The 21946-nt window shown below is 71.2% G+C and carries 23 protein-coding genes and 1 pseudogene; 8 read left to right on the top strand and 16 right to left on the bottom strand.

All coding sequences use genetic code 11. The features are described 5' to 3' along the window. Nucleotides 1-147 precede the first annotated feature (147 nt). Nucleotides 148-615, bottom strand: coding sequence for a redox-sensitive transcriptional activator SoxR (soxR, locus tag SSP24_RS21800; protein WP_141311364.1), 468 nt, complete (start codon nt 613-615; stop codon nt 148-150). A 120-nt stretch (nt 616-735) separates the two neighbouring features. Between soxR and SSP24_RS21795 the strand changes: the two genes are divergently transcribed. Then, nucleotides 736-1197 (top strand): MaoC family dehydratase, encoded by a 462-nt coding sequence (locus SSP24_RS21795; protein WP_141311363.1) that lies wholly within the window; start codon nt 736-738, stop codon nt 1195-1197. Between the two features lie 35 nt (nt 1198-1232). Here SSP24_RS21795 and SSP24_RS21790 read toward each other — a convergent pair whose 3' ends face one another. From SSP24_RS21790 to SSP24_RS21780, 3 genes are all read right to left on the bottom strand, one after another. Then, on the bottom strand, nt 1233-1877 hold the full coding sequence (locus tag SSP24_RS21790) for a TetR/AcrR family transcriptional regulator (RefSeq protein ID WP_141311362.1): 645 nt from the start codon (nt 1875-1877) through the stop codon (nt 1233-1235). A gap of 73 nt (nt 1878-1950) precedes the next feature. Next, a complete protein-coding gene (locus SSP24_RS21785) occupies nt 1951-2175 on the bottom strand; it encodes a YiaA/YiaB family inner membrane protein (RefSeq protein WP_141311361.1) in 225 nt (74 codons plus the stop codon). A gap of 69 nt (nt 2176-2244) precedes the next feature. Next, nucleotides 2245-3396, bottom strand: coding sequence for an acyl-CoA dehydrogenase family protein (locus tag SSP24_RS21780; protein ID WP_141311360.1), 1152 nt, complete (start codon nt 3394-3396; stop codon nt 2245-2247). A 92-nt stretch (nt 3397-3488) separates the two neighbouring features. Between SSP24_RS21780 and SSP24_RS21775 the strand changes: the two genes are divergently transcribed. The 3 genes from SSP24_RS21775 (at nt 3489) to SSP24_RS21765 (ending at nt 5977) form a co-directional block, all read left to right on the top strand. Further along, nucleotides 3489-4130 carry a TetR/AcrR family transcriptional regulator gene (locus tag SSP24_RS21775; RefSeq protein ID WP_141311359.1) on the top strand — a complete coding sequence of 214 codons (642 nt, stop codon included), beginning with the start codon at nt 3489-3491 and terminating at the stop codon, nt 4128-4130. Nucleotides 4131-4176: 46 nt separating this feature from the next. After that, a complete protein-coding gene (locus SSP24_RS21770) occupies nt 4177-4890 on the top strand; it encodes an ArsR/SmtB family transcription factor (RefSeq protein WP_141311358.1) in 714 nt (237 codons plus the stop codon). A 151-nt stretch (nt 4891-5041) separates the two neighbouring features. After that, entirely contained in the window at nt 5042-5977 is a 936-nt protein-coding gene (locus SSP24_RS21765) for a DMT family transporter (RefSeq protein ID WP_141311357.1), read from the top strand. On the opposite strand, the gene SSP24_RS21760 is transcribed toward SSP24_RS21765, so the two are convergent. The 5 genes from SSP24_RS21760 to SSP24_RS21740 form a co-directional block, all read right to left on the bottom strand. After that, on the bottom strand, nt 5969-7288 hold the full coding sequence (locus SSP24_RS21760) for an MFS transporter (RefSeq protein ID WP_141311356.1): 1320 nt from the start codon (nt 7286-7288) through the stop codon (nt 5969-5971). The genes SSP24_RS21765 and SSP24_RS21760 overlap by 9 nt on opposite strands. A 300-nt stretch (nt 7289-7588) precedes the next feature. After that, entirely contained in the window at nt 7589-8674 is a 1086-nt protein-coding gene (locus tag SSP24_RS21755; protein ID WP_141311355.1) for a Zn-dependent alcohol dehydrogenase, read from the bottom strand. Nucleotides 8675-8688: 14 nt separating this feature from the next. After that, nucleotides 8689-10077, bottom strand: coding sequence for an aldehyde dehydrogenase family protein (locus SSP24_RS21750; protein WP_141311354.1), 1389 nt, complete (start codon nt 10075-10077; stop codon nt 8689-8691). A gap of 100 nt (nt 10078-10177) precedes the next feature. Continuing rightward, nucleotides 10178-10639 (bottom strand): DUF3574 domain-containing protein, encoded by a 462-nt coding sequence (locus tag SSP24_RS21745; RefSeq protein WP_141311353.1) that lies wholly within the window; start codon nt 10637-10639, stop codon nt 10178-10180. Between the two features lie 180 nt (nt 10640-10819). Then, nucleotides 10820-11269: a carboxymuconolactone decarboxylase family protein gene (locus tag SSP24_RS21740; RefSeq protein WP_141311352.1), complete on the bottom strand. Its 450-nt coding sequence runs from the start codon at nt 11267-11269 to the stop codon at nt 10820-10822. Nucleotides 11270-11352: 83 nt separating this feature from the next. Here SSP24_RS21740 and SSP24_RS21735 point away from each other — a divergent pair, with 83 nt between their 5' ends. Continuing rightward, nucleotides 11353-12231 (top strand): sigma-70 family RNA polymerase sigma factor, encoded by an 879-nt coding sequence (locus SSP24_RS21735; protein ID WP_141311351.1) that lies wholly within the window; start codon nt 11353-11355, stop codon nt 12229-12231. Between the two features lie 83 nt (nt 12232-12314). On the opposite strand, the pseudogene SSP24_RS21730 reads toward SSP24_RS21735, so the two are convergent. Together SSP24_RS21730 and SSP24_RS21725 are read right to left on the bottom strand one after the other, a co-directional pair. Beyond that, a pseudogene (locus SSP24_RS21730) lies at nt 12315-12449 on the bottom strand (IS5/IS1182 family transposase); the annotation flags it as partial. A gap of 44 nt (nt 12450-12493) precedes the next feature. Then, the gene (locus SSP24_RS21725; RefSeq protein WP_141311350.1) at nt 12494-13120 is read right to left on the bottom strand and encodes a TetR/AcrR family transcriptional regulator; all 627 of its coding nucleotides are present in this window, start codon (nt 13118-13120) and stop codon (nt 12494-12496) included. A 67-nt stretch (nt 13121-13187) separates the two neighbouring features. Here SSP24_RS21725 and SSP24_RS42950 point away from each other — a divergent pair, with 67 nt between their 5' ends. Together SSP24_RS42950 and SSP24_RS42945 are read left to right on the top strand one after the other, a co-directional pair. Then, complete coding sequence (locus SSP24_RS42950; protein ID WP_167529653.1) at nt 13188-13523, top strand: hypothetical protein; 336 nt, start codon at nt 13188-13190, stop codon at nt 13521-13523. Beyond that, a complete protein-coding gene (locus SSP24_RS42945; protein ID WP_167529652.1) occupies nt 13520-14488 on the top strand; it encodes a zinc-binding dehydrogenase in 969 nt (322 codons plus the stop codon). The genes SSP24_RS42950 and SSP24_RS42945 overlap by 4 nt, the downstream gene beginning before the upstream one ends. A 256-nt stretch (nt 14489-14744) precedes the next feature. Here the strand turns inward: SSP24_RS42945 and SSP24_RS21715 are convergent, their stop codons facing one another. Together SSP24_RS21715 and SSP24_RS21710 are read right to left on the bottom strand one after the other, a co-directional pair. Next, nucleotides 14745-15524, bottom strand: coding sequence for a class I SAM-dependent methyltransferase (locus SSP24_RS21715; protein ID WP_141311348.1), 780 nt, complete (start codon nt 15522-15524; stop codon nt 14745-14747). Between the two features lie 216 nt (nt 15525-15740). Then, the gene (locus SSP24_RS21710; protein WP_229864940.1) at nt 15741-16202 is read right to left on the bottom strand and encodes a hypothetical protein; all 462 of its coding nucleotides are present in this window, start codon (nt 16200-16202) and stop codon (nt 15741-15743) included. A 54-nt stretch (nt 16203-16256) separates the two neighbouring features. On the opposite strand from SSP24_RS21710, the gene SSP24_RS21705 reads away from it, so the two are divergent. Further along, nucleotides 16257-16499, top strand: coding sequence for a hypothetical protein (locus SSP24_RS21705; RefSeq protein ID WP_141311347.1), 243 nt, complete (start codon nt 16257-16259; stop codon nt 16497-16499). A 124-nt stretch (nt 16500-16623) separates the two neighbouring features. Here SSP24_RS21705 and SSP24_RS21700 read toward each other — a convergent pair whose 3' ends face one another. The 3 genes from SSP24_RS21700 to SSP24_RS21690 all read right to left on the bottom strand — a co-directional run bounded on the left by SSP24_RS21700 (nt 16624) and on the right by SSP24_RS21690 (nt 21746). After that, entirely contained in the window at nt 16624-17874 is a 1251-nt protein-coding gene (locus SSP24_RS21700) for an MFS transporter (RefSeq protein WP_141311346.1), read from the bottom strand. A 52-nt stretch (nt 17875-17926) separates the two neighbouring features. Beyond that, nucleotides 17927-19360: a CitMHS family transporter gene (locus SSP24_RS21695; RefSeq protein ID WP_141311345.1), complete on the bottom strand. Its 1434-nt coding sequence runs from the start codon at nt 19358-19360 to the stop codon at nt 17927-17929. Between the two features lie 121 nt (nt 19361-19481). Then, nucleotides 19482-21746, bottom strand: a complete 2265-nt coding sequence (locus SSP24_RS21690; RefSeq protein ID WP_141311344.1) for a molybdopterin oxidoreductase family protein — start codon at nt 21744-21746, stop codon at nt 19482-19484. Between the last annotated feature and the right edge of the window lie 200 nt (nt 21747-21946).

Raw genomic sequence — 21946 nt, 5'->3', positions numbered from 1 at the left:
CGACGCCCGGCACGCACCGTCGCCGCACCGAGAGCACGCACCGAACGCCGCAGGGCCGCCCTCCGGGCGGACGACGGGACTTTCGCAACAGGCCCTCGCGCACAGCTTTCCGACGGCTCCTGCTCCCCGTTTCCGCGGTGCTCGCGGCTATCCCGCCTTCGGGCGTTCCACCAGTAGGCGCGAGCCTGCCAGGCGTTCGCCGAAGGCGTCGTCGGGGTTGGACAGGACGCAGGTGTCCAGGGAGAGGCAGCCGCAGCCGATGCAGTCCGTGAGGTGGTCGCGCAGCCGGTTGAGCTGCTTGATCCGCTGATCCAGCTCCGAACGCCAGGCCTCGGACAGGCGCGCCCAGTCGTCCCGGGTGGGCGTGCGCTCCTCGGGCAGCTCGGCGAGCGCCTCACGGATCGTGGCCAGCGGTATGCCGACCCGCTGGGCGGCCCGGATGAAGGCGACGCGGCGCAGCGTGTCACGGGTGTAGCGGCGCTGGTTGCCCGCAGTGCGACGGCTGCTGATCAGGCCCTTGGCCTCGTAGAAGTGCAGGGCGGAGACGGCGGCGCCGCTGCGGGCGGCGAGCTGGCCGACCGTGAGCTCGTGGATCTTCTCGTGAATCTGGGGCACCTCTCGAAGCCTACCGAGTCCCTGCCGGGGCCCGGTCCGTTGACAGGGGCCCACCGCCCGACCATGCTAAGCAGTTGCTTAGACATAGGCATCAGACTTCGCTACGCGAGAGGCCGGGACATGGCAGAGCCGAGGATCTTCACGTCCGTCGACGAGCTGAAGGCGGCGGTGGGCGAGCAGCTGGGGTACACCGACTGGCTGGAGATCGACCAGAAGCGGATCGATCTGTTCGCCGAGGCCACCGGTGACCACCAGTGGATCCACATCGACCCGGAGAAGGCCGCCACGGGCCCCTTCGGCACCACGATCGCGCACGGCTACCTCACGCTCTCCCTGCTGCCGCTCTTCGGACCGCAGCTGATCCGCGTCGAGGGCATGAAGATGGGCGTCAACTACGGCACGAACAAGGTCCGTTTCCCCGCCCCCGTCCCGGTCGGCTCCCGGCTGCGCGCCACCGCGCGGATCACCGGAGTCGAGGACGTGACCGGCGGCGTCCAGGTGAGCGTCGCGTTCACCGTGGAGCGCGAGGGCGGGGACAAGCCGGTGTGCGTGGCCGAGTCGGTGTCGCGGTACTACCTCTGAGCGGCACTACCGAAGCGGCGCCTGTCGCTGGGCGGCTACTTCCCCGCCGCTGGGGCCTTGTGCGCCCCCACCATCCGCAGCACGAGGTCGGCGTACAGCGCGCCGACCTCGTCGGGCGTCCAGGGCCCCGCGATGTTGAACCAGCGGGCGACGTCGATGCACAGCGACAGCACGGCGAGCGTCGTACCCCGCACGTCGAGCACCTCGAACTCGCCCGCCGCGATGCCGTCCTCGATGATGCCGCGCACCTCGGCGTCGCACTGCCGGCGCAGCGCGACGATCTCCGCGCGGGCGTCGGGGCCGAGGGAGTCGAGCTCGTACTGCACCACACGCGCGGTGGTACGCCCCCCGGCGTGCCAGCGGACGAAGGAGCTCACCGCGTCGGCGAGCCGCTCGGTCGCGGTGCCCTCGCGGCGGGCCGCCGTGCGCAGGATGTCGAGGGCCCGCTCGTGGCCGATCCTGCTGATGCGGTGCAGCAGCTCTTCCTTGGTCTTGTAGTGGATGTAGAGCGCGGCCGGGCTCATCCCGGCGCGGCCCGCGATGTCACGGGTCGTCGTGGCGTGGTAGCCGCGCTCGGCGAAGGCCTCCACGGCGGCGACCAGCAGTCGCCGGGCCGCCTCAGGGGTGACCTCGGCCCACGGCTGCATCTCGCCGCCGGCCGTCTCCTCCGCCGTACTCATCGCTCGCTCGCCCCTCTCGCTGCCGAAGCCACCACCATACCGCCGAAGGTGAGCGAGCGCTTAGCAAGGCCGCTCAGAGCTTCTGACCCAGCTCCTGCCGGTCCCGGATGACCTTGGCGAGGGTGAAGGCGGACGTGACGAGATAGAGGACGGCGATACCGAGGAAGGCGCGCACCCAGGGGTCGGCCTCCAGCTGGAAGATGCCGATGGCGGTCGCGGCCAGGGCGACGGCGAACGACGCGACGGCCTGTCCGTAGAAGGCGGCCGTGTTCTGCTGCTTGACCGGTGTGTCAATCATGGGCACCAGCATGGGCGCACGTGGCCCGCACCACATCCGCTCAGATACTCAGATGCGCAGATACTCGGATCAGAACGCCGAGACCCCCGTCAGCGCCCGCCCGATGAGCAGCTTCTGGATCTGGCTCGTGCCCTCGTAGAGGGTCATCACACGGGCGTCGCGCAGCAGTTTGCCCACCGGGTACTCGTCGATGTAGCCGTAGCCGCCGAAGACCTGCAGGGCGTTGTTGGCCGCGCGCACGGCCGCCTCCGAGGCGAACAGCTTGGCCTTGGAGGACTCGGTGGTGAAGGGCAGGCCGCGGTCGATCAGGTCGGCGACCCGCCAGGTCAGCAGCCGGGCCGCGTCGACGTCCACGGCGATGTCGCTGATCAGCTCCTGGACGAGCTGGTGATGGGCGATGGACTTGCCGAACTGCTCGCGCTCGCCAGCGTATTGAACCGCCGCGTCCAGTGCGGCCTGGGCTATGCCGACACAGCCCGCCGCGACCGACATCCGCCCCTTGGCGAGGGCCGACATGGCGACGGAGAAGCCCTTCCCCTCCGGGCCGAGCATCGCGGCAGCGGGGACGCGGACGTCCTCCAGCACCAGTTCGGCGGTGGCCTGGCCGCGCAGACCGAGTTTGCCGTGGACGGTACGGCGGGTCAGCCCGGGGGTGTCGGTGGGGACGAGGAAGGCGGAGACGCCCTTGTGGCCGGGCGCGTCGGTGGAGCGGGCGAAGAGCAGGACGACGTCGGCCCAGGTGCCGTTGGTGATGAACATCTTGGCGCCGTTGATGACGTAGTCACCGCCGTCGCGGACCGCCCGGGTGGTCAGGTTGCCCGCGTCGGAGCCGGTGCCCGGCTCGGTCAGGCCGAAGCATCCGACGTACTCGCCCGAGGTCAGGCCCGGCAGCCAGCGCCGCTTCTGCTCCTCGCTGCCCCAGGCGGCGACGGTCTTGGCGACCAGGCCGAGGGAGACGGAGACGATGCCGCGCACGGAGGAGTCACCGCGGCCGAGTTCCTCCGTGACCAGGCAGTAGGCGAGATGGTCGCCGCCGCTGCCGCCGTACTCCTCGTCGATGGTCAGGCCGAGGAAGCCGACCTCGCCGAGCTTCTTGATGATCCCCCGGTCGACGTCCTCCGCGCGGTCCCAGGTGATGACGTGAGGGGCGATCTCACGGTCCACGAAGTCCCGGGCGAGCTGCCGTACGGCGGTCTGCTCCTCACTGAGCTCCAGGTTCATGACACATCACCCCACGCATTGAAGGCACAGCTTGAACGTCGTACATTTAAATTAGCACTGCTAGTTTCTTGCTCAGCCCTACTATGTGCGCCATGGCCCGACCGCGCAAGCCCCTGCTCAGCACCGACCGGATCGTCGAGGCGGCCCGGGCGCTGGTGGACACGGAGGGCCTCGCGGCCGTCTCCACCCGGCGGCTCGCGGCCGAACTGGGCGTCAGCGGGCCGTCCCTCTACAACCACTTCCGCACCAAGGACGAGATCCTTGAGGCGGTCGCCGACTCGGTCAGCGCGCAGGTCGATCTGACGATGTTCGAGGACGGCCGGGACTGGCGGACCGCGCTGCACGACTGGGCGGTCTCCTACCGCGCCGCCCTGCGCGACCACCCGAACATCGTCCCGGTCCTGGCCCGCGGCCCCGGCCGCCGCCCGGCCGCGCTGCGGCTCGCGGACGCGGTCTACGGCGCGATGGTCGACGCGGGCTGGCCGCCGGCGCAGGCCACCTCCATCGGCGCGCTGATGCGGTACTTCATCATGGGCTCCGCGCTCGGCTCGTTCGCCGGGGGCTTCGTGACCGACGAGAGCGCGTACGACCCCGCCGACTATCCCCATCTCGGGCAGGCGCATCTCCTCGCCGAGCGGCAGGAGAAGATCGACGAGCGGGCGTTCGAGACGGGGCTCAGCGCGCTGCTGGACGGGTTGGCGCAGCAGTACGAGCAGGTCGCACGGCCCGCGTAAGGACGGTTCGGCGGGCCCCGAAACGTGGGTGCCCCATGCTGGGTACATGACCTCCAGGGACCCCCGGGCACCGGCGCTCGCGCAGCTTGCCGGGCTGATCGCCGACGAGACACGGGCCGCCTGTCTGCTGGCGCTGCTCGACGGGCGGGCGTGGACCGCCGGTGAGCTGGCACGGCATGCGGGGGTCGCCGCGTCGACGGCGAGCGAGCATCTCGGCAAGCTGATCGCGGGCGGAGTGCTGGCCGAGGAACGGCAGGGGCGGCACCGGTACGTACGGCTGGCCGACGCGCGGATCGCGCAACTGGTGGAGGATCTGGCCGCGCAGGTCGCGCCCGATGCCGTGGCCCGGCGGCCGAACGGGCTGCGCGAGGCGAGCGCCGGGTCGGCCATGGCCCGCGGCCGCACCTGCTACGACCATCTCGCCGGCCGCCTCGGCATCACGGTCACCGACGCGCTGACCGCACGCGGGCTGCTGCGGCAGGACACCGGGTTCGCACTGACGGACGCCGGGCTCGGGTGGTTCGACAGCGCCGGGATCCGCCTCGACCGCACCGGCCGCCGCCCGCTGGCCCGCGCCTGCCTGGACTGGACCGAACGCCGCCCGCATCTCGCGGGAGTCGCGGGCGCGGCGCTGTGCCGGCACGCCCTCGACACCGGCTGGTGTGTGCGCATCGGCTCCGAGCGGGCGGTGAAGGTGACTCCGCCGGGGGAGCGGGCGCTGAAGGAGCTGCTCGGTGTCGACGCGGCGGCGCTGCGCTGATCGGCTACTGGAGTAAGGGTTTCTCTGATGTGCCGAGTGCAGGAGCATCGTGGCTTGTCGCGCAGTTCCCCGCGCCCCTTGAGGGGCGATGCCGGCGACCCCGTCCGAAATCCGCGAGCCTCCCGATCCACCATCTCCTAGCCTCTGGAGCATGATGAACGTCTCCCGCCGTACCCAGCTGCTGGCCACCGGCGCCGCCACCGTCACCGTCGTGCTGTGGGCCTCCGCCTTCGTCTCGATCCGCAGCGCGGGTGCCGCGTACTCGCCGGGCGCGCTGGCGCTCGGGCGGCTGCTGTCGGGAGCCCTGGTGCTGGGGGTGTTCCTCCTCGTACGACGCGAGGGGTTGCCGCCGAGGTCGGCCTGGCGCGGGATCGCGATATCGGGCGTGCTGTGGTTCGGCTTCTACATGGTCGCCCTCAACTGGGGCGAACAGCAGGTCGACGCCGGTACGGCGGCCCTGGTCGTGAACGTCGGGCCGATCCTCGTCGCGCTGCTCGCGGCGCGGCTGCTCGGTGACACGATGCCGCCTCGGCTGCTGGCGGGCATGGCGGTGTCGTTCGCGGGTGCGGTGACCGTGGGGCTTTCGATGTCGGGCGGGGGCGGGTCGTCGGTGCTTGGGGTGGTGCTGTGTCTGCTGGCCGCCGTCGGTTACGCCGGCGGCGTCGTGGCGCAGAAGCCCGCGCTCGGGCACGCCAGCGTGCTGCAGGTGACGACGTTCGGGTGTCTCGTCGGGGCGGTGGCCTGTCTGCCGTTCGCCGGGCAGTTGGTGGCGGACGCGGCCGACGCTCCGCTCTCGGCGACGCTCAACATGGTCTATCTCGGCGTGTTCCCGACCGCGTTGGCCTTCACCACGTGGGCGTACGCCCTGTCCCGTACGACCGCCAGCCGCATGGGTGCGACGACGTACGCCGTCCCCGCCCTGGTCGTGCTGATGTCGTGGCTGGCGCTGGGCGAGGTGCCCGGGCTGCTCACGCTGGCGGGCGGGGCGCTGTGCCTGGCGGGGGTCGCCGTGTCGCGGTCCCGGACGCGGTCCGCTCGGGTCGTGGCGGCCGCGCCACAACCCGAGCAGACCCGGGAGTCAGCGTGAACGCGCCCGATCCGCAAGTACCTTGATGGACAGCAGCGCGATCACGGCGAGGCCGATGATGTAGCCGGACACCGCCATCGACGTGCCGGTCGCCTCCAGGAGCAGCACCATGATGAACGGGGCGAGTCCGCCGCCGCCCACGGCCGCGATCTGGTAGCCGAGGGAGGCGCCCGTGTAGCGCATCTCGGGCGTGAACAGCTCGGCGAACAGGGCGGCCTGGGGGCCGTACATGATGCTGAGGAAGCAGCTGGCGACGAAGGTGCCGACGGCCAGCCACAGCAGTGAACCGGTGTCGATCAGCAGGAACAGCGGTACGGCCCACAGCGCGATGCCCACCGCGCCGAGCGCGTAGATCCTGATCCGGCCGACGCGGTCGGAGAGCGCGGCCGAGGCGGGGATCAGGACGAGCTGAGTGAGGCTGACACAGAGGGAGACGGTGAGGACCGCGCCGCGGTTCATGTCGAGTTCGCGGGTGGTGTAGTCGAGGACACCGGTGATGAGGATGTAGAACGTCGCGGTGTTCACGGCGAAGGAGCCGCCGGCGAGCAGGACCGTGCCGAGGTGGTGGCGCAGGATGGTGCGCAGCGGGCTGCTCTGCTCCGACTTCTCCTGCTCGGCCAGCGCCTTCTCCGCCTCCCGGAACTCTGGGGTCTCCTCGACGCGGGTGTGGATGTACCAGGCGAGGCCGAGCACGAGGACGCCGACCAGGAACGGCACCCGCCAGCCCCAGGCCGCGAAGGCGGACTCCGAGGTGAGGGCGCCGGCCAGCAGGAAGACCGAGTTGGCGGTCACCACGCCGATGGGCACGCCGAGTTGGACGACGCTGCCGTAGACGCCGCGCTTGCCCTCGGGGGCGTACTCGGTGGCCAGCAGCATCGCGCCACCCCACTGGGCGCCGACGGCGACGCCCTGCGCGACGCGGAGAAGGACGAGGAGGATCGGCGCGGCGACGCCGATCGTCTCGTACGTCGGCAGCAGGCCGATGCCGGTGGTGGCGACGCCCATGAGCGTGAGCGCGAGGACCAGCATCGGCTTGCGGCCGCGCTTGTCGCCGAGGTGACCGGCGACGATGCCGCCGATGGGGCGGGCTAGGAAGCCGACGGCGAAGGTGGCGAAGGCGGCGAGTACACCGGCGGTGGAGCTGCCTGCGGGGAAGTACAGGTCGCCGAGGATCAGGGCGGCGGCGATGCCGAAGACGAAGTAGTCGTACCACTCGACGGCCGAGGCGAGCGCGGCGGCGGTGGCGACCCGGCGGCGGTGCGGGGTGGCCGGGGTGGTGGTGAGCGGCTGGGCGGAAGGTGCCGTGTCCATGCGTGCACACTCCGGTGGGTGCGGGGACGGGACGGGGGGCGGCTGGGATTTCCGGGAACGTACTGACCGGACGGTATGGACGTCAACGGGTCGTGCGGGAGGAGTTTTGCCTGTACATGGCACGGAGAGCCGTCGGGGCGTGCCGAAGGCCCGGCCCTCGGAAGGGGGCCGGGGCGCGCGGCGGCGGGTGCGGGGCGGGGGCCCGCGCTGCGCCCTGTCGTCACATTCCCGCCTGCCCGGCGACGCCCGGCCGCACTCCCCCAAGGCCTCCGGGCGGGCGACGGAAGGTGACGACAGGTCCTAGAAGACCACCAGCGCCCGTCCCCCCTTGCCCGCCAGCATGTTCTCGAATGCCGCCGGAATGCCGTCCAGAGCGATCCGCTCCGTGACCAGCGCCGACAGGTCGAGGCGGCCCGCGCGGATGTGGTCGGCCAGGACCGGCAGGTCCTGCTCGGGGTTGGAGTTGCCGTAGACGCAGCCCGAGAGGGTGCGGCCCCAGTGGAAGATCTCCAGGGCGTTGAAGGTGACCTGCTGGTCCTTGCCGCCGATGCCGACCACCGTCGTGCGGCCGCCGCGGCGGGTCGACTCCCAGGCGGTGCGGATGGTGACCGCCCGGCCCACGCACTCCACGGCCACGTCGACGCCCTGCTTGCCGGTCAGGGCGCGGATCTCGCGGGCGGTGGTGTCGGAGGCGACGACGTAGTCGGTGGCGCCGGCCGCGCGGGCCAGTTCCTCCTTCTCCAGGGAGACGTCCACCGCGATGATCCGCGACGCGCCCGCGATGCGCGCCGACTGCAGCGCCGCGAGGCCCACCCCGCCGACGCCGAACACCGCGACCGTCTCGCCGGGCCGCACCTTCGCCGAGTGGTGGACGGCGCCGTAGCCCGTGAGGACCGCGCAGCCCAGGAGCGCCGCGTCGGTCAGGGGCACGTCCGGTGGGGCGGGCAGCGCGCAGGACGTCGGCACCACCGTCTCCTCGGCGAACGCGGCCACGTTCAGCCCGGGGTGCAATTCGGCGCCGTCGGACGTGCGGTGGGCGTGGACGCCGGCGGAGCCGTTCAGGGCGTTGGCGCACAGCCACACCTCGCCGCGTGCGCAGGCGGGGCAGTCGCCGCAGGACGGGGCCCAGTTGAGGACGACGCCGTCGCCCGGCGCGAGATGGGTGACCCCTTCGCCGACGGCGACGACCGTGCCGGCGCCCTCGTGGCCGAGGACGGCCGGGACCGGGACGCGCATGGTGCCGTTGGACAGGGAGAGGTCGGAGTGGCAAACCCCGGCCGCGGCGAGGCGGACCCGGACCTGGTCGGGGCCGGGCTCGGGAAGGTCGATCTCCGTGACCTCCAGCGGGGCACCGACAGCCGGAAGGACGGCGGCACGCACAGCCATGACAGTGAACTCCCTTAGAACTGGAGGGACTTGGTCTGGAGATACTCGGCCAGGCCGTGCACGCCGAGTTCCCGGCCCACGCCCGACTGCTTGTACCCACCGAAGGGCGCGAGCGGGTTGAAGCGGCCGCCGTTGATGTCGACCTGGCCCGTCTCCATCCGGCGCGCGAAGGCCACCGCCTCCGCTTCGTCGCCCGCCCAGACCGCGCCGGCGAGCCCGTACACCGTGCCGTTGGCGATCCGCAGGGCGTCGTCCTCGTCCTCGTAGCGGAGGATCGACAGGACCGGCCCGAAGATCTCCTCCTGGGCAATGGTCATCTCCGGCGTGACGTCCGCGAAGACGGTCGGGCTGACGAAGTAGCCACGCTCACGCGGGGCTTCGACGCCGCCCGCGACGAGCCGGGCGCCCTCGGCCACGCCCTTCTCGATGTAGCCGCGCACCCGGTCCCGCTGCCGGGCGTTCACGAGGGGCCCGATGCGCTCGCCGTACTTGGCGGCCGCGGCGACGGCCAGCTCGACGGCGGCGGTGTACTGCGAGGAGTGCACCAGCATCCGGGTCCACGCGCTGCACGTCTGCCCGGAGTTGGACATGACATTGGCGACGCCGACGTTGACGGCCCGGCCCAGGTCGGCGCTGGGCAGGATGACGTTGGCGGACTTGCCGCCCAGCTCCAGGGCGACCTTCTTCACCGCGGCCCCGGCCGTGGCGGCGATCTGCCTGCCCACGGCCGTGGACCCGGTGAAGGAGACCATGTCGACCCCGCGATGCTCGGCGAGCGCCTGCCCGGCCACCGGGCCGAGGCCGGTGACCAGGTTGAAGACTCCGGCCGGGAAGCCCGCCTCGTGCACCGCCTCCGCGAAGGCCTGCGCGGTCAGGGGGGTGTCCTCGGCGGGCTTCAGTACGACCGTGCAGCCCGCGGCGAGGGCCGGGGCGACCTTGGCGACGATCTGGTGCAAGGGGTAGTTCCACGGCGTGATCGCGCCGACCACGCCGACCGGCTCCTGGTAGACGGTCGAGTTGCCGACCTTCTCCTCGAAGGCGTACGTCGCGGCCAGTTCGGCGTACGAGCCCGCGACCGCGATCGGCGCGCCCATGTGCACCGCCTGCGAGAAGGCCAACGGCGAACCCAGCTCGGCGGTGATCGTCTCGGCGATCTCGTCCTTGCGGGCGGTCAGCACGTCCCGAAGGGCGGCCAGGCGCGCGGACCGCTCGGCGGGCGGCGTGGCGGACCAGGCCGGGAATGCGGCGCGAGCGGCCCGCACGGCCCGGTCCACGTCCTCGGCGGTGCCCGCGGGGACCCGGCCGAAGATCTCCTCGTCGGCCGGGTTCACGACCTCGATCTCGTCCTGGCCTGCGGCGGGGCGCCAGGCACCGTCGATGTACATCCCGTCCCGGGCCTTCATGGCCCACCTCCCGAACTGCGGCGTCGTCGGCACGTCGGCACCCAAACTAGCGGCGATAGTTTTTCGGCGCCAGGGCCCGCCGAGAGGGTACGGGACCGGCTCAGAAGTCGACCCGCACTTGATCGTCCACGCGCCCAACCGACTCTTGCCCGAAGGCCTTCTCGTAGTCCCGGCGGATCTCCTCGATCTTCCGGTCCCTGGCCGCCGCCTCGCCCACCGGATAGAGCAGGATCAGCTCGTACGACCGCTCCTTGTCGATCGCACCGCTCGCGTCCCGCCACTGCCCGCGCCCACTCTGCACGGTCAGCCCGTCCGGAAAGTCCGGCGTCACCTCCTTGTCGATGAAGGCCATGAACTGCCGGTCCGTGACCGCCGGTCCACCATCGGGCCGCGCGGTACCGAAGAGAAGCCGCGTCTCGGCGTACGGCTCCCCGCGCACCGGGGTGGGGGCGGCAGCAGGGGTCTCCTCGCCAAGGGTGGCGTACGCGGTGGGCGCCCCGACGGCGAGCAGGACGGTGGCGGTCGCCAAGGCGACGCGGGTTCGGGTGAGTTGAAGAGTCATGCCCCATCCCTTACCGGGCCCGGGGCCGGGGGATGCCGCGGCCGCGCCGAAGGACCGGAATCCATTGGCCGTACGGGAGCGCAGGGGGGCGCAGGGGGAGGGGCGGGGGCGCGTGCGGCGGGGCAGGGCGGTCGCTCCGGCCCGCATCGGGGCGGTACGAAGGGCGGCGCCCCGCCCGACTCACCAGGTCTTGCCGGCCTGCTCCCGGACCGTGCGGTTGATCCGGTTGAAGAAGTTGGTCATCGCGATCTCCAGGATGATCGCGCCCAACTGCTCCTCGCTGAAGTGGTCGGCAGCGGCGTCCCAGATCTCGCCGGTCACGCCCGGTGCGCCGTCCTGGAGGCGGGTGGCGGCCTCGGCCAGGGCGAGGGCAGCCCGCTCCTCATCGGTGTAGAAGGGCGTCTCGCGCCACGCGACCACGTTGTGCAGCCGCTCCTCTGTCTCACCGGCCTTCTTCGCCGACTCGATCGTGGCGAAGATGCACGGGCTGCAACCGTTGATCTGGCTGGTGCGCAGGTGGACCAGGGACAGCAGGTGCTTGTCCACGCCCCCGGCGTGAATCGCCTTGTAGAGGTGCTGGATCGCTGTGATCACGTCGGGATTGGCCGGGCTTGTCATGCGTGCTTCCATCGGTCTTGCTCCTTCATCGGTTACCTACGCCCCTTCGGGCCCGTCATCACCCCTGACGGAGCAGAGCCGAGGAAGGTAACAACATGTCCGACACCAGCCCGACGGGACCGATGGCCGAGGCGTTCGAGGCCCAGCGCGACCGGCTGCGTGCGGTCGCCTACCGCATGCTCGGATCGCACGCCGACGCCGAGGACGTGGTCCAGGAGGCCTGGCTGCGCCTCTCCCGCCAGGACGCGGCGACCATCCACAACCTCGCCGGCTGGCTGACCACGGTGGTCGGCCGGATCAGCCTCGATGTCCTGCGATCGCGACAGGCCCGGCCGGAGGCGTCCTACGACGCCCGCCTGTCCGAGCTCGTGGTGACGCTCGACGACAGTCCTGCTCCCGAGGAGGACGCAGTGCTCGTCGACTCGGTCGGGCTCGCGCTCCTCGTCGTCCTGGAGTCGCTGGGGCCGAGCGAGCGGCTGGCGTTCGTGCTGCACGACCTGTTCGCGGTGCCGTTCGACGAGGTCGGCCAGATCCTCGGCAAGTCCACCGCCGCCACCAAGATGCTCGCCAGCCGCGCCCGCAGGAAGGTGCAGACGATTGAGCGGCCGACCGGCATCGGACGGGAGCAGCGGGAGGTGGTCCAGGCCTTCCTTGCGGCGGCTCGCCGCGGCGACTTCGAGGAGTTGCTGCGGGTACTCGACCCCGAGGTGAAACTGACCGTCGACACCCCGTCCGGCGTAGTCGTCACCCTCGGCGCCACCAAGGTCGCAGTCGGCGCGCAACTGTCCGCCGGCTCAGCCGCACAGGGGCGGGCGGTGCTCGTCAACGGCCTCCCAGGGATCATTTCCTGGCGCGAGGACGGCACCCCGCTCTCCGTCGTCGCGTTCACCGTCGTCGACGGCCGGATCACCGACATCACGGTCGTGGTCGACCCGGCCAAGCTCGCGCTGATGGACCTGCCGGATCCGGCGTGAGTCGGTCCCTGCCGACTCGAACTCTGCGAGTTATGGCCGACTATGAGTGTCACCGACTCTGGCTCACTGAGCCTTTTCCAACCTCAGTTTGAGCAGGTCAGGTGGAGGGTGAGGATTGCTTGGACGAGGCTGGTGATGCCGGTGGCGCTGCACCGGAGCTTGCGAAGTAGCCGCCATGTCTTGAGGGTGGCCATGGCCTGCTCACCGAGTGCGCGGATCGGTGACCCAAAGCCACCCGCGCAGCGGCAGGTTGGGAAAAGGCTCACGTGGTTCGCTTGCGTTCCGCCTCGACTCGGATGCCGGAGATGAGCAGTCCGAGACCGTACTCGAATTGGTCGTCGGACCCCGTCACCGGCAGTGCATCGCCCGGCGGCGCATCCGGGAGCTCGGAGATCACGTCCCGTAGTTGTCGCCAGCGAGCGTCCGGCTTCCCTGCCTGCACGCCCATTGCGAGCGCAGCCGCGAGATACGCGACAAGCGCCTGCGTCGCCCGGATCACGTCTGTCGGCGGCAGCCCGGCCTCGGCGAGCGCACCGGTGATCGCCGCGCCGAGTCGACGCCCGTGGCGCTGCAGGGGAGGGCGCCCGGCGACGTGGGCGGCGATGCCCGGGTGGCGCAGCGCCGCCGACCGGATCGACGTGAGGACGGCGACGAGCCGAGCGTCCCACGGCTGGTCCGGACGGGGGTCGGGAGCGTCGGCGAGGGCAAGGTCGGCGACGGCGTCGAGCAGCGCCTCGCGGTCGGTGAAGTGCCGGTAGAGGGCCATCGGATCGCAGCCGAGCTCGGCGGCGATCCGGCGCATGGTCATCGCCTTGGCGCCCTCCCGGTCGCCGACCTTCAGCGCCGCCGTCGCGATGGCGTCGGTGGTCAGGCTGGCGCGTCGAGGCATGCGCCCATTCTGCCAGATCGTGTCTACGACGTAGACAGCGCCGGAGATGTATGTCTACGGTGTAGACATGACGATGCTCAAGATCGGACGGATCGCCGCCGTCCTGCTCAGCCTCGGCACATTCGCTTTCCTCTTTCCGACCAACTCCTGGGAAGCCGACAATCTGTTCCTCGTCCCCGACCTGATCCTGTGCGCGGCGCTGCTCGTCGCGGCCGCGCTGCCGGGCCGGATCGCCGCCCCGGCACTCCTCGCCGCCCACTGCTTCTCCGCCGGTGTCCTCGTCACCGCCACCGCGTCCTACGCCGTCGACGGTCGGATCGGCTTCGGCAGCCTCGTCGGCTCGGCCATCGCGCTGACCATGGCCTCGGTGTTGCTCGGCGCCCGATCCGCGAAGCCGGCGTGACCCGCCGTCGGCGCATTGTCGTCACCCGTACCGGCGGGCCCGAGGTGCTGCGCGTCGACAGCGACGACGCCCCCGAGCCCGGCCCCCGTCACCTGCGGATCCGGGTGACCGCCGCCGGCGTCGCCCGCGCCGACCTGCTGATGCGCGCCGGCCGCTACCCCGGGCGGGCGCCCACACCCCCGTTCACCCCGGGGTGGGACGTCACCGGCGTCGTCGACCAGGTCGGCCCTCACGTCCCGACGTGGTGGCGCGGCCGCCGGGTGGTCGCGCTGACCCTGACCGGCGGCCACGCCAGCCACGTCTGCGTGCCGGCCGCCGGCGTGGTCGAGGTCCCCGACACCGTCCAGGCCAATGACGCCGCATGCCTCCCGCTCACCCACGTCACCGCGAACGAGCTACTGCACCATGTCGCCCGGGTACGCCCCGGCGAACGGGTGCTCGTGCACGGTGCCGCCGGCGGCGTAGGCATCGCCCTGCTCGAGATCGGCCGCCTCCTCGGCGCCCACATGTACGGCGTCGCCGCGCCCCGCGACCACGCCTTTGTCGAAACGTACGGCGGCCGGCCGGTCGAACGCGGACGCGAGGCAGCCACCCGGGCCGATGTCGTCCTCGACATGATCGGCGGCCCAACGCTCCGCGCATCCTGGCGCAGCCTGCGCCCCGGCGGCCGCCTCGTCTCCTACGGCTTCCTGTCGACCCAAGCCTCGCCACCTGCGGATGTGCTCCGCCTACGGCTATGGAACGCCCTGCCGAACGGCCGTCGCGCCGCTTTCTACCGGCTCAGCACAAACGCGCGCCGGCGACCCCGCCGTATCCGGGCGACCCTGGAACGCCTCGTCGTGCAGCTCGGCGAGGGCAGGTTGCACCCGCGGATCGCCGCGTGCGTTCCGCTCGACGATCCAGCGGAAGCCCACCGCATCGCCGACGACCCCACCGCCCGCGGCAAGGTCCTGCTGGTGCCTTGACGGCAAGCCGACAGGCTGCCCCGAGATCCTCGACGCCGCCACCGGCACCGCGGCACGGAAGGCGTTCGTGAAACATCCAGGTCATCGCCGACCGCACCCACGGCATCATCGACGCCCTACGTGGTTGTCACCTTTGTCTGGGCGCCTCAAGTGGCGAGCCGGCATGCGAGTTGGCGTTGGACATCACTGCCGCTCTCCGAGCGATGTGGGCTGAGACGGCGTGCGGCGTGTCATCGATCGTTGTCGACGTGATGCTTCACAGGCGCCGGACGCGCAGCACGCCGGTCAGCATCGGGAGAGTGAACTCGCCGTGGGCGGTCTCCGGTCTACTCGCAAGGAATGCGCGGATCCGGCCCAGCGTGGCGTCTCGTTCCTGTTCTGGCATGACCAAAACGCCCGCGCGCGTCGCGATGGTGGCGACGAGAGAGTCAGCGGTGCGACGCTGCCCGTGCGGGAACTCGGCCTGCTCTGGTGAGCCGAACCGGGCGGCCACGCCAGTCTTTGGAAGGTGCATGTCGGCCGTCTCGGCGCGCCAGCTGGTGGGCGTGTCACGCGTGCCGATGGCCGCGCTCCCGCTGACCCGCGCGAGCCCGGCAACCCACTCGACCCGGTCGTCCATGACGTTCCACAGACCGGCCAGGAGGCCGCGGGGCGCGAGGACCCTGGCGATCTCGGGTCCCGCGACGGCCATGTCGAACCAATGCATGGCGTTGCCGGCCAGCACGGCATCGACCGATGCGTCCGGCAGCGGTATCGCCTCGGCACTGCCCGACAGGGCACGGACAGCCGGCAGCGTGCGGCGCAGCTCGGCCAGCATCGCCGGGTCGGGCTCAACTGCAATGACTTCGGCACCCAGCGCGACCAGCGTGGCGGTCAGCTTGCCGGTTCCGGCACCGAGGTCGAGCACGCGCGGGCCGGGCGCGGGCCGGCGCGCCCAGCGCACCGCGGCCTGCGCGTAGTCTGGACGGTGCTCCGCGTAGGCGACCGCCGCTGCGCCGAACGACGAGGCGTGAAGCAGCCGTTCATCCTGGTCCACGCGATGACCGTATTGCTGCTGGCGGTCGGCCGGCTACCCCGCCTCACCACTTCGGCGATGGCCACTTGCTGGTGGGGATCACGTGAACGGCTGTGTTGTCCGGCCCGAAGTGGATCCCGTACTCATGAATGTCCTCGGGGAACTCGTCGGCCACACGCCAGGCTGCCTCGATATGTCGTTCGGTGGTGGCCTTGTCCTGCAACCGGCCAGCCAGCGTCAGACCGCGAAGGTGCAGGATGCCCGGCCCGAATGCACGGGGGCGGCCAGCCGCTGCTTCATGACGGCCAGTTCGGCGATGTGCATCCAGCGGTGTCCGGCGGCCAGCCAGTACACCACGCTGTACGTGTCGGCAACGCGGGTCCAGGCATCGGGAGACTGCGTTGCATGCGCGTAATGAGTCGCCTTGGTCAGCAAGTCCGGTAGCTTCTGCAAGACGGACGACAGCTCGGCCCGATGACGGTGCTCGTTCAGCTCCGCCAGCTCGCGTGGCAAGTCCTCAGGGTGCGGCGGGGGGTCGTCATCCAGCGTCAGCCCCATGGCCTGAGCGAGAGCAGCGGCAATGCCCTGCGTCAGCGCACGGTATCGGGCGAGGGCAACCTGGCTGAAGTCGCGCGAGCCACGCGCCTTGCGGCAAGCGGCCACATTGGCTCCGGGTCCGGGAATCTTGGTCGCGCTCATACTGTGCGTCTTCCCCGCTCGACTTCCGTTACGGCCCAGCTGGGACGAGGAGTCATGGCACTGACACACGAGAAGCCGCCGACGATGCTGAGCCACGGCGAGCTGCCTTACCCCCGGGGGACGTTGGTCACGGATGTGGAGACCGACCGCACGGGTGAGCTGCAAGGCGTAATCGAGGAGCGCACCAAGGACGGCAACAAGCTCGTCAGCCGGACCGCGTTCATGCGGCCGAGAGGGGGTGGCGTCGAGTGGGAGGCTCCTTTGACCCGCATCCGCTCCGCCGAAGACAACAATTGAGCCAACTCACCAGGTGCGCGGCGCCGATCGGCCCAGGTGACGTGATCGGAGGGCCGATGGGCGGGTTAGCCGTAGTCGCCACATGGGAGGAGGGCGGCACCGCTCGCGTTTCCGGGCGAGGCCGTCAGGTGGTGTTCCTTCCCCGCCCTCGGGCGGTCGGGCGGGGTGAGGGGGGTCGGTCGGGCTTCGGGGTCCCGTTCTCCCCGGCGCCTCTCGTCGGTGAGCGCAACGCGACTCCCGTCGACAGGAGCAACAGGCCGCCAAGCATCACGAACGGTGCCGCCACTCCCGCCACCCCGGCGATCAGGCCGGCCGTGGCGGGGGCGGCGACCTGGCCCAGGCGGTTGCCGGTCAGGCGGAGGGCGAGGGCGGTGGAGCGGGCGGTCTCGGGGGCGGCCTGGACGACCGTCGTCATGGAGAGGGGTTGGCCTACGCCGAGGCAGAAGCCGAGGGCCGCCAGGATCAGGGCCAACGCCCACACCGGTAGCGGAAGCGCGATACCGGCGCACAGCAGCGCCGCCAGCAGACAGCTCAGGGTGAGCAGCAGGGTGCGGCCCAGCTTCAGTAGCGGGGTCAGCACCAGGCGGCAGGCGATGGTGGCCGCCGCGCGGAGGCTGAGCAGCAAGCCGATCACCGAGGGCGCGATGTCCCTGTGCTCGCCTACCACCGGCAGGTAGGCGGTGAGGACGTCGGTCGCGGACAGCACGGAGAGGCTGATGAGGATGCCGGCGGGGACGCCCCGGGCTCGCAGGATGCCCCACACAGGGACGCGGTCGTCGCCTTGCGGCGTCGCGGACTTGGGCGTACGGCGATCCTCTATGCGCCACAGCGACGTGAACGCCACCGCGGCGCCCGCGCCCGCCATGACCAGGGCGAGTGCGCTGCTGCCCGCCATGTCGTGGCCGCCGATCAGCGCACCGGCCGCGATCGGGCCGACCAGTTGGCCGAGCGAGGCGCCGATGGTGAAGTGGCCGAAGTTGCGGTCCTGTTCGTGCGGAGCCGACTGGCGGGCGACCAGGGACTGCGCGCCGATGACGAAGCTGAGGTGGCCGAGGCCCATCACGCCGCTCCAGATCGCCATCGCCCAGAGGGAGTCGACGAGGCCGCTGAGCGCGCAGCCGCCGGATATCAGGACGACGCCGGCGGGCAGCAGGGGTGCGCAGCGGCCGTGGTCGGTACGGCGGCCCAGGGGGACGGCGGCGAACAGCGGGAGCAGGGCGTACACCCCCGCGATCACACCGACCGCCCGTTCGTCAGCGCCCAGCGCGAGGGCCCGGTAGGAGACGGCGGGCCGGGCCATCGACACCGCCCCCTGCGCGAAGCTGAAGGCGATGACGAGGCGGAGCAGCCAGCCGCGGTTCCCCCCGGGGCCCATGGTCGTGTACCTCCTGACGGAGTGGTCCTTCGCGGATACGTCAGCGGATACGTCAGATGATGCCGAACAGGATTCCGGCGCCGAGAACCACCAGGCTGGTCAGGGCCGCGTACTTCACCACGAACCGCGTGTGGTCGCCGAACTCGACCTTCGCCATGCCGACCAGCACGTACACGGCCGGGACCAGCGGGCTGGACATGTGCAGCGGCTGGCCGACCAGCGAGGCGCGGGCCATCTCCAGCGGCGTGACGCCGTGCGCCGCGCCGGCCTCGGCGAGGACCGGCAGGACGCCGAAGTAGAAGCCGTCGTTGGACATGAAGTAGGTGAGCGGGAGGCTCAGCACGCCGGTGACCAGGGCCATGTGCGGGCCCATGCTGCCGGGGATGATGTCGACCAGCCACTTGGCCATGCTGTCGACCATGCCGGTGCCCTGCAGCACGCCGGTGAAGACGGCGGCGGCGAAGACCATGCCGGAGACGTTGAGGACGTTGTCGGCGTGCGCGGCGAGGCGGGCCTTCTGGTCCGGGATCTTCGGGAAGTTGACGGTGAGCGCGAGAGCGGCGCCGATCAGGAACAGCACCGGGATCGGCAGCACTTCCATGATCATGGCGGTGAGCAGGCCGACCGTGAGCAGCGCGTTGAACCAGAGCAGCTTGGGGCGCAGGGTGGGGCGGTTGGGGTCGAGGCCCTGGAAGTCGTCGTCCTCGTCGGGGGCGTCGGCGTCGCTGCCGGATCCGGAAGTGCTGGAAGTGCTGGACGTGCCCGAGGTGCTGGAACCGCCGGTGACCTGCTTGACGTTGGCGCCGGAACCGGTGCCGGTGCCGACGAGGACCGTCTCCTTCTCCTCCTCCAGCACCTCGTCCAGCGTCAGCACGCCGAGCCGCCGGCGCTCGCGCAGACCGAGGACGTACGCCAGGGCGATCACGAAGACGAGGCCGACGGCGAGGGCCGGAATCATCGGGACGAAGATATCGCTGGCGTCCAGCTTCAGGGCGGTGGCGGCGCGGGCGGTCGGGCCGCCCCACGGCAGGGTGTTCATCACGCCGTTGGCGGTCGCGGCGACACCGGTCATCACGACGAGGCTCATCTTCAGCCGCTTGTACAGCGGGTACATCGCCGAGACCGTGATCATGAAGGTGGTCGAGCCGTCGCCGTCCAGCGAGACGATCGCGGCGAGCAGGGCCGTACCGACGACGATCCGCATCGGGTCGGCCTTGCAGAACTTCAGGATGCCCCGGACGATCGGATCGAACAGCCCGACGTCGATCATCACACCGAAGTAGACGATCGCGAACATGAGCATCGCCGCGGTGGGGGCGAGGCTGGAGACTCCGTCGATGACGTAGTCGCCGAGGTGCGCGCCCTTGCCGACGAAGACACAGAACAGTGCGGGGATGAGCACGAGCGCCGCTATCGGCGACATCTTCTTCATCATGATCAGGACCAAGAAGGTCGCGATCATGGCGAAGCCGAGGATGGTCAGCATGAGTGGATACCTAACGTTCGCCCTTGAACTCCCACCTGGGCCGGCGGTGCGACGACGTTAGGTCCCGTCAAGCGGCGTTAACAAGACGTTGACGTGCGAGCAATAAGCGCAAAACTGCTGGTCACAGCTTTGCTGAGGTCAGAGCGGTGAGCTTTTCGGTCACGGCGGAGATCTCCACGGGTACGCCGTTGAGGACCGCGTTGCCGGAGAGCGGGTCGAGCAGGCTGCCGTCGAGGAGCTGGTTGACGTTGACGCCGGGGTCGGTGGCGGCGTGGGTGAGACGGGTGCCGGGACGGTTGTGGCCCCAGCCGTGCGGCAGGCTGACGACGCCGCGCCGCACGCCGTCGGTGACCTCGGCCGGGGCCGTGACCTCTCCCCCGGCGCCCTTGATCCGGACCGGCGCTCCGTCGCGCACGCCGAGCCGTTCGGCGTCCTCGGGGTGGATGTGCAGGGTGCAGCGGTTGGTGCCGCCGGTCAGGGCGGGGACGTTGTGCATCCAGCTGTTGTTGGACCGCAGATGGCGGCGGCCCACGAGCACCAGGCCGTCGGCGCGCTCGGCCATGGCCTGCCTCAGCCGAGGCAGATCGTCGGCGATCGGGCGGGGCAGCAGTTCGACCTTGCCGCTCGCCGTCTTCAGCGGCTGCGGCAGCCGGGGGCGCAGCGGACCGAGGTCGATGCCGTGCGGATGCGCCAGGAGTTTGGCCAGGTTCAGCCCGTCCGGTCGTGCGCCGAAACCGTCGCCGTACGGGCCGAGGCGCAGCATCATGTCGAACCGCCGTTCGGGGCCGTTGTCGCCGGTGAGCCGGTCGGCGAGTTCCCTCGGGTCCCGGCCGTGCACGGGTGAGTGGGCCTCCTTGACCGCCTTGCCGAGGGTCTGGTCGATGACCATCGCGTCGACGGCGGCCGGGTCGGCGCCGTGCATGCCGGTGGCCGCCAGGATCAGCCGGGCGAGGATCTCGGTCTCGGCCATCCGGCCCGGCTGAAGCGGGACGGCGGGGCGGGTGTAGCGGACCTGGTTGCGCACGGCGAGGGTGTTGAAGGCGAAGTCGTGGTGGGCGCTCTGGGACGGCGGGGGCGGCGGCAGGACGACGTGGGCGTGGCGGGAGGTCTCGTTGAGGTAGGGGTCGACGCTGACCATGAAGTCGATGGAGCCGAGGGCCTTGTCGAGGCGGTCGCCGTCGGGTGCGGACAGCACCGGGTTGGCGGCGATCGCGATCAGTGCCCGGATCGGCTCGCCCTCCTCAGTTGCGGTGTCGATCTCCTCGGCGAGCGCGGAGAGCGGCAACTCGCCCTTCGCCTCCGGATGTTTGCTCACCCGGGAGTGCCAGCGGCCGAGCGCGAAGCCGCGTCCGGGTCCGGCGGGGCGGGGTGTCTTGTCGGTGGCGGCCTGCGGGAAGAGGGCGCCGCCCGGCCGGTCGAGGTTGCCGGTGAGGATGCTGAGGACGTCCACGAGCCAGCTGGCGAGTGTGCCGTGCGGGACCGTGCAGCTGCCGATGCGGCCGTAGACGGCGGCGGTGGGGGCGGCGGCGAGTTCCCGGGCGAGGGTGCGTGTCACGGTGGCGTCTACGTCGCATGCCTCGGCGACGGCTTCGGGAGTGAAGTCCCGTACGGCTTCCCGGAGTTCGGCCAGGCCCTCGACGTGGGGCGCGAGGTCGCCGAGCGCGACCAGGTCCTCCTCGAAGAGGACGTGTGCCATCGCCGCGAGCAGCAGGGCGTCCGTGCCGGGCCGGATGGCGATGTGGCGGTCGGCGAGTTTCGCGGTGCGGGTGCGGCGCGGGTCGATCACGGTGAGCGTGCCGCCGCGCGCCTTGAGGGCCTTCAGCTTGCCGGGGAAGTCGGGGGCGGTGCACAGACTGCCGTTGGACTCCAGCGGGTTGGCGCCGATGAGCAGCAGATGGTCGGTGCGGTCGAGGTCGGGCACGGGGATGGCGTTGGCGTCGCCGTAGAGCAGCCCGCTGGAGACGTGCTTGGGCATCTGGTCGACCGTGGACGCGGTGAACACGCTGCGGGTGCCGAGGGCGCCGAGCAGGACGGGCGGATAGAGCGCGCCGGCCATGGTGTGCACGTTGGGGTTGCCGAGGACTACGCCGACGGAGTTGGCCCCGTACCGCTCGACGACCGGCCGGATCCCGGCCGCAACGGCGTCGAACGCCTCCTCCCAACTGGCCTCCCGCAACTCCCCGCCCTTGCGCACGAGCGGTCCGCGCAGCCGGTCGGGGTCGCCGTCGACGGCCCCGAAGGAGGCGCCCTTGGGGCAGATGAACCCCTGACTGAACACGTCCTCGCGGTCACCGCGGGCGCCCGTGACGCGGGTCCCCTCAATGGTGAGCGTGAGCCCGCAGGTGGCCTCGCACAGGGGGCAGATACGCAGGGCGGTGCGGGACACGGGTCCTCCCGGGGTCTGGCGACAGCGGTGACGCACGGACGGGTCGAGCATACCGACCGGTATGCATGGAGGGGAGTCCCTTGGCGGAATGTGCGCGACAGCGGAGTGAAGGCCCGGATGAAGCGCGGCAGCAGCAGGGGAGGCCCGGATCAAGCGCGGCAGCAGCAGGGGAGGCCCGGATCAAGCGCGGCAGCAGGAGG

Origin of the sequence: Streptomyces spinoverrucosus (assembly GCF_006539505.1) — a bacterium.
Classification (GTDB): domain Bacteria; phylum Actinomycetota; class Actinomycetes; order Streptomycetales; family Streptomycetaceae; genus Streptomyces; species Streptomyces spinoverrucosus.
This window is presented reverse-complemented; position numbering and strand designations above follow the sequence as displayed.

Bases quoted from the DNA above. Each gene is read 5' to 3' on its own strand.
- SSP24_RS21770 (WP_141311358.1), top strand. From the start codon at position 4,177: ATGACCTCCAGGGACCCCCGGGCACCGGCGCTCGCGCAGCTTGCCGGG.
- SSP24_RS21760 (WP_141311356.1), bottom strand. From the start codon at position 7,288: ATGGACACGGCACCTTCCGCCCAGCCGCTCACCACCACCCCGGCCACC.
- SSP24_RS21790 (WP_141311362.1), bottom strand. From the start codon at position 1,877: ATGAGTACGGCGGAGGAGACGGCCGGCGGCGAGATGCAGCCGTGGGCC.
- SSP24_RS21725 (WP_141311350.1), bottom strand. From the start codon at position 13,120: ATGCCTCGACGCGCCAGCCTGACCACCGACGCCATCGCGACGGCGGCG.
- SSP24_RS21750 (WP_141311354.1), bottom strand. From the start codon at position 10,077: ATGAAGGCCCGGGACGGGATGTACATCGACGGTGCCTGGCGCCCCGCC.
- SSP24_RS21765 (WP_141311357.1), top strand. From the start codon at position 5,042: ATGATGAACGTCTCCCGCCGTACCCAGCTGCTGGCCACCGGCGCCGCC.
- SSP24_RS21735 (WP_141311351.1), top strand. From the start codon at position 11,353: ATGTCCGACACCAGCCCGACGGGACCGATGGCCGAGGCGTTCGAGGCC.
- SSP24_RS21780 (WP_141311360.1), bottom strand. From the start codon at position 3,396: ATGAACCTGGAGCTCAGTGAGGAGCAGACCGCCGTACGGCAGCTCGCC.
- SSP24_RS21700 (WP_141311346.1), bottom strand. From the start codon at position 17,874: ATGGGCCCCGGGGGGAACCGCGGCTGGCTGCTCCGCCTCGTCATCGCC.
- SSP24_RS21710 (WP_229864940.1), bottom strand. From the start codon at position 16,202: ATGAGCGCGACCAAGATTCCCGGACCCGGAGCCAATGTGGCCGCTTGC.
- SSP24_RS21795 (WP_141311363.1), top strand. From the start codon at position 736: ATGGCAGAGCCGAGGATCTTCACGTCCGTCGACGAGCTGAAGGCGGCG.
- SSP24_RS21705 (WP_141311347.1), top strand. From the start codon at position 16,257: ATGGCACTGACACACGAGAAGCCGCCGACGATGCTGAGCCACGGCGAG.
- SSP24_RS21695 (WP_141311345.1), bottom strand. From the start codon at position 19,360: ATGCTGACCATCCTCGGCTTCGCCATGATCGCGACCTTCTTGGTCCTG.
- SSP24_RS21775 (WP_141311359.1), top strand. From the start codon at position 3,489: ATGGCCCGACCGCGCAAGCCCCTGCTCAGCACCGACCGGATCGTCGAG.
- SSP24_RS21785 (WP_141311361.1), bottom strand. From the start codon at position 2,175: ATGATTGACACACCGGTCAAGCAGCAGAACACGGCCGCCTTCTACGGA.
- SSP24_RS42950 (WP_167529653.1), top strand. From the start codon at position 13,188: ATGACGATGCTCAAGATCGGACGGATCGCCGCCGTCCTGCTCAGCCTC.
- SSP24_RS21745 (WP_141311353.1), bottom strand. From the start codon at position 10,639: ATGACTCTTCAACTCACCCGAACCCGCGTCGCCTTGGCGACCGCCACC.
- SSP24_RS21740 (WP_141311352.1), bottom strand. From the start codon at position 11,269: ATGGAAGCACGCATGACAAGCCCGGCCAATCCCGACGTGATCACAGCG.
- SSP24_RS21755 (WP_141311355.1), bottom strand. From the start codon at position 8,674: ATGGCTGTGCGTGCCGCCGTCCTTCCGGCTGTCGGTGCCCCGCTGGAG.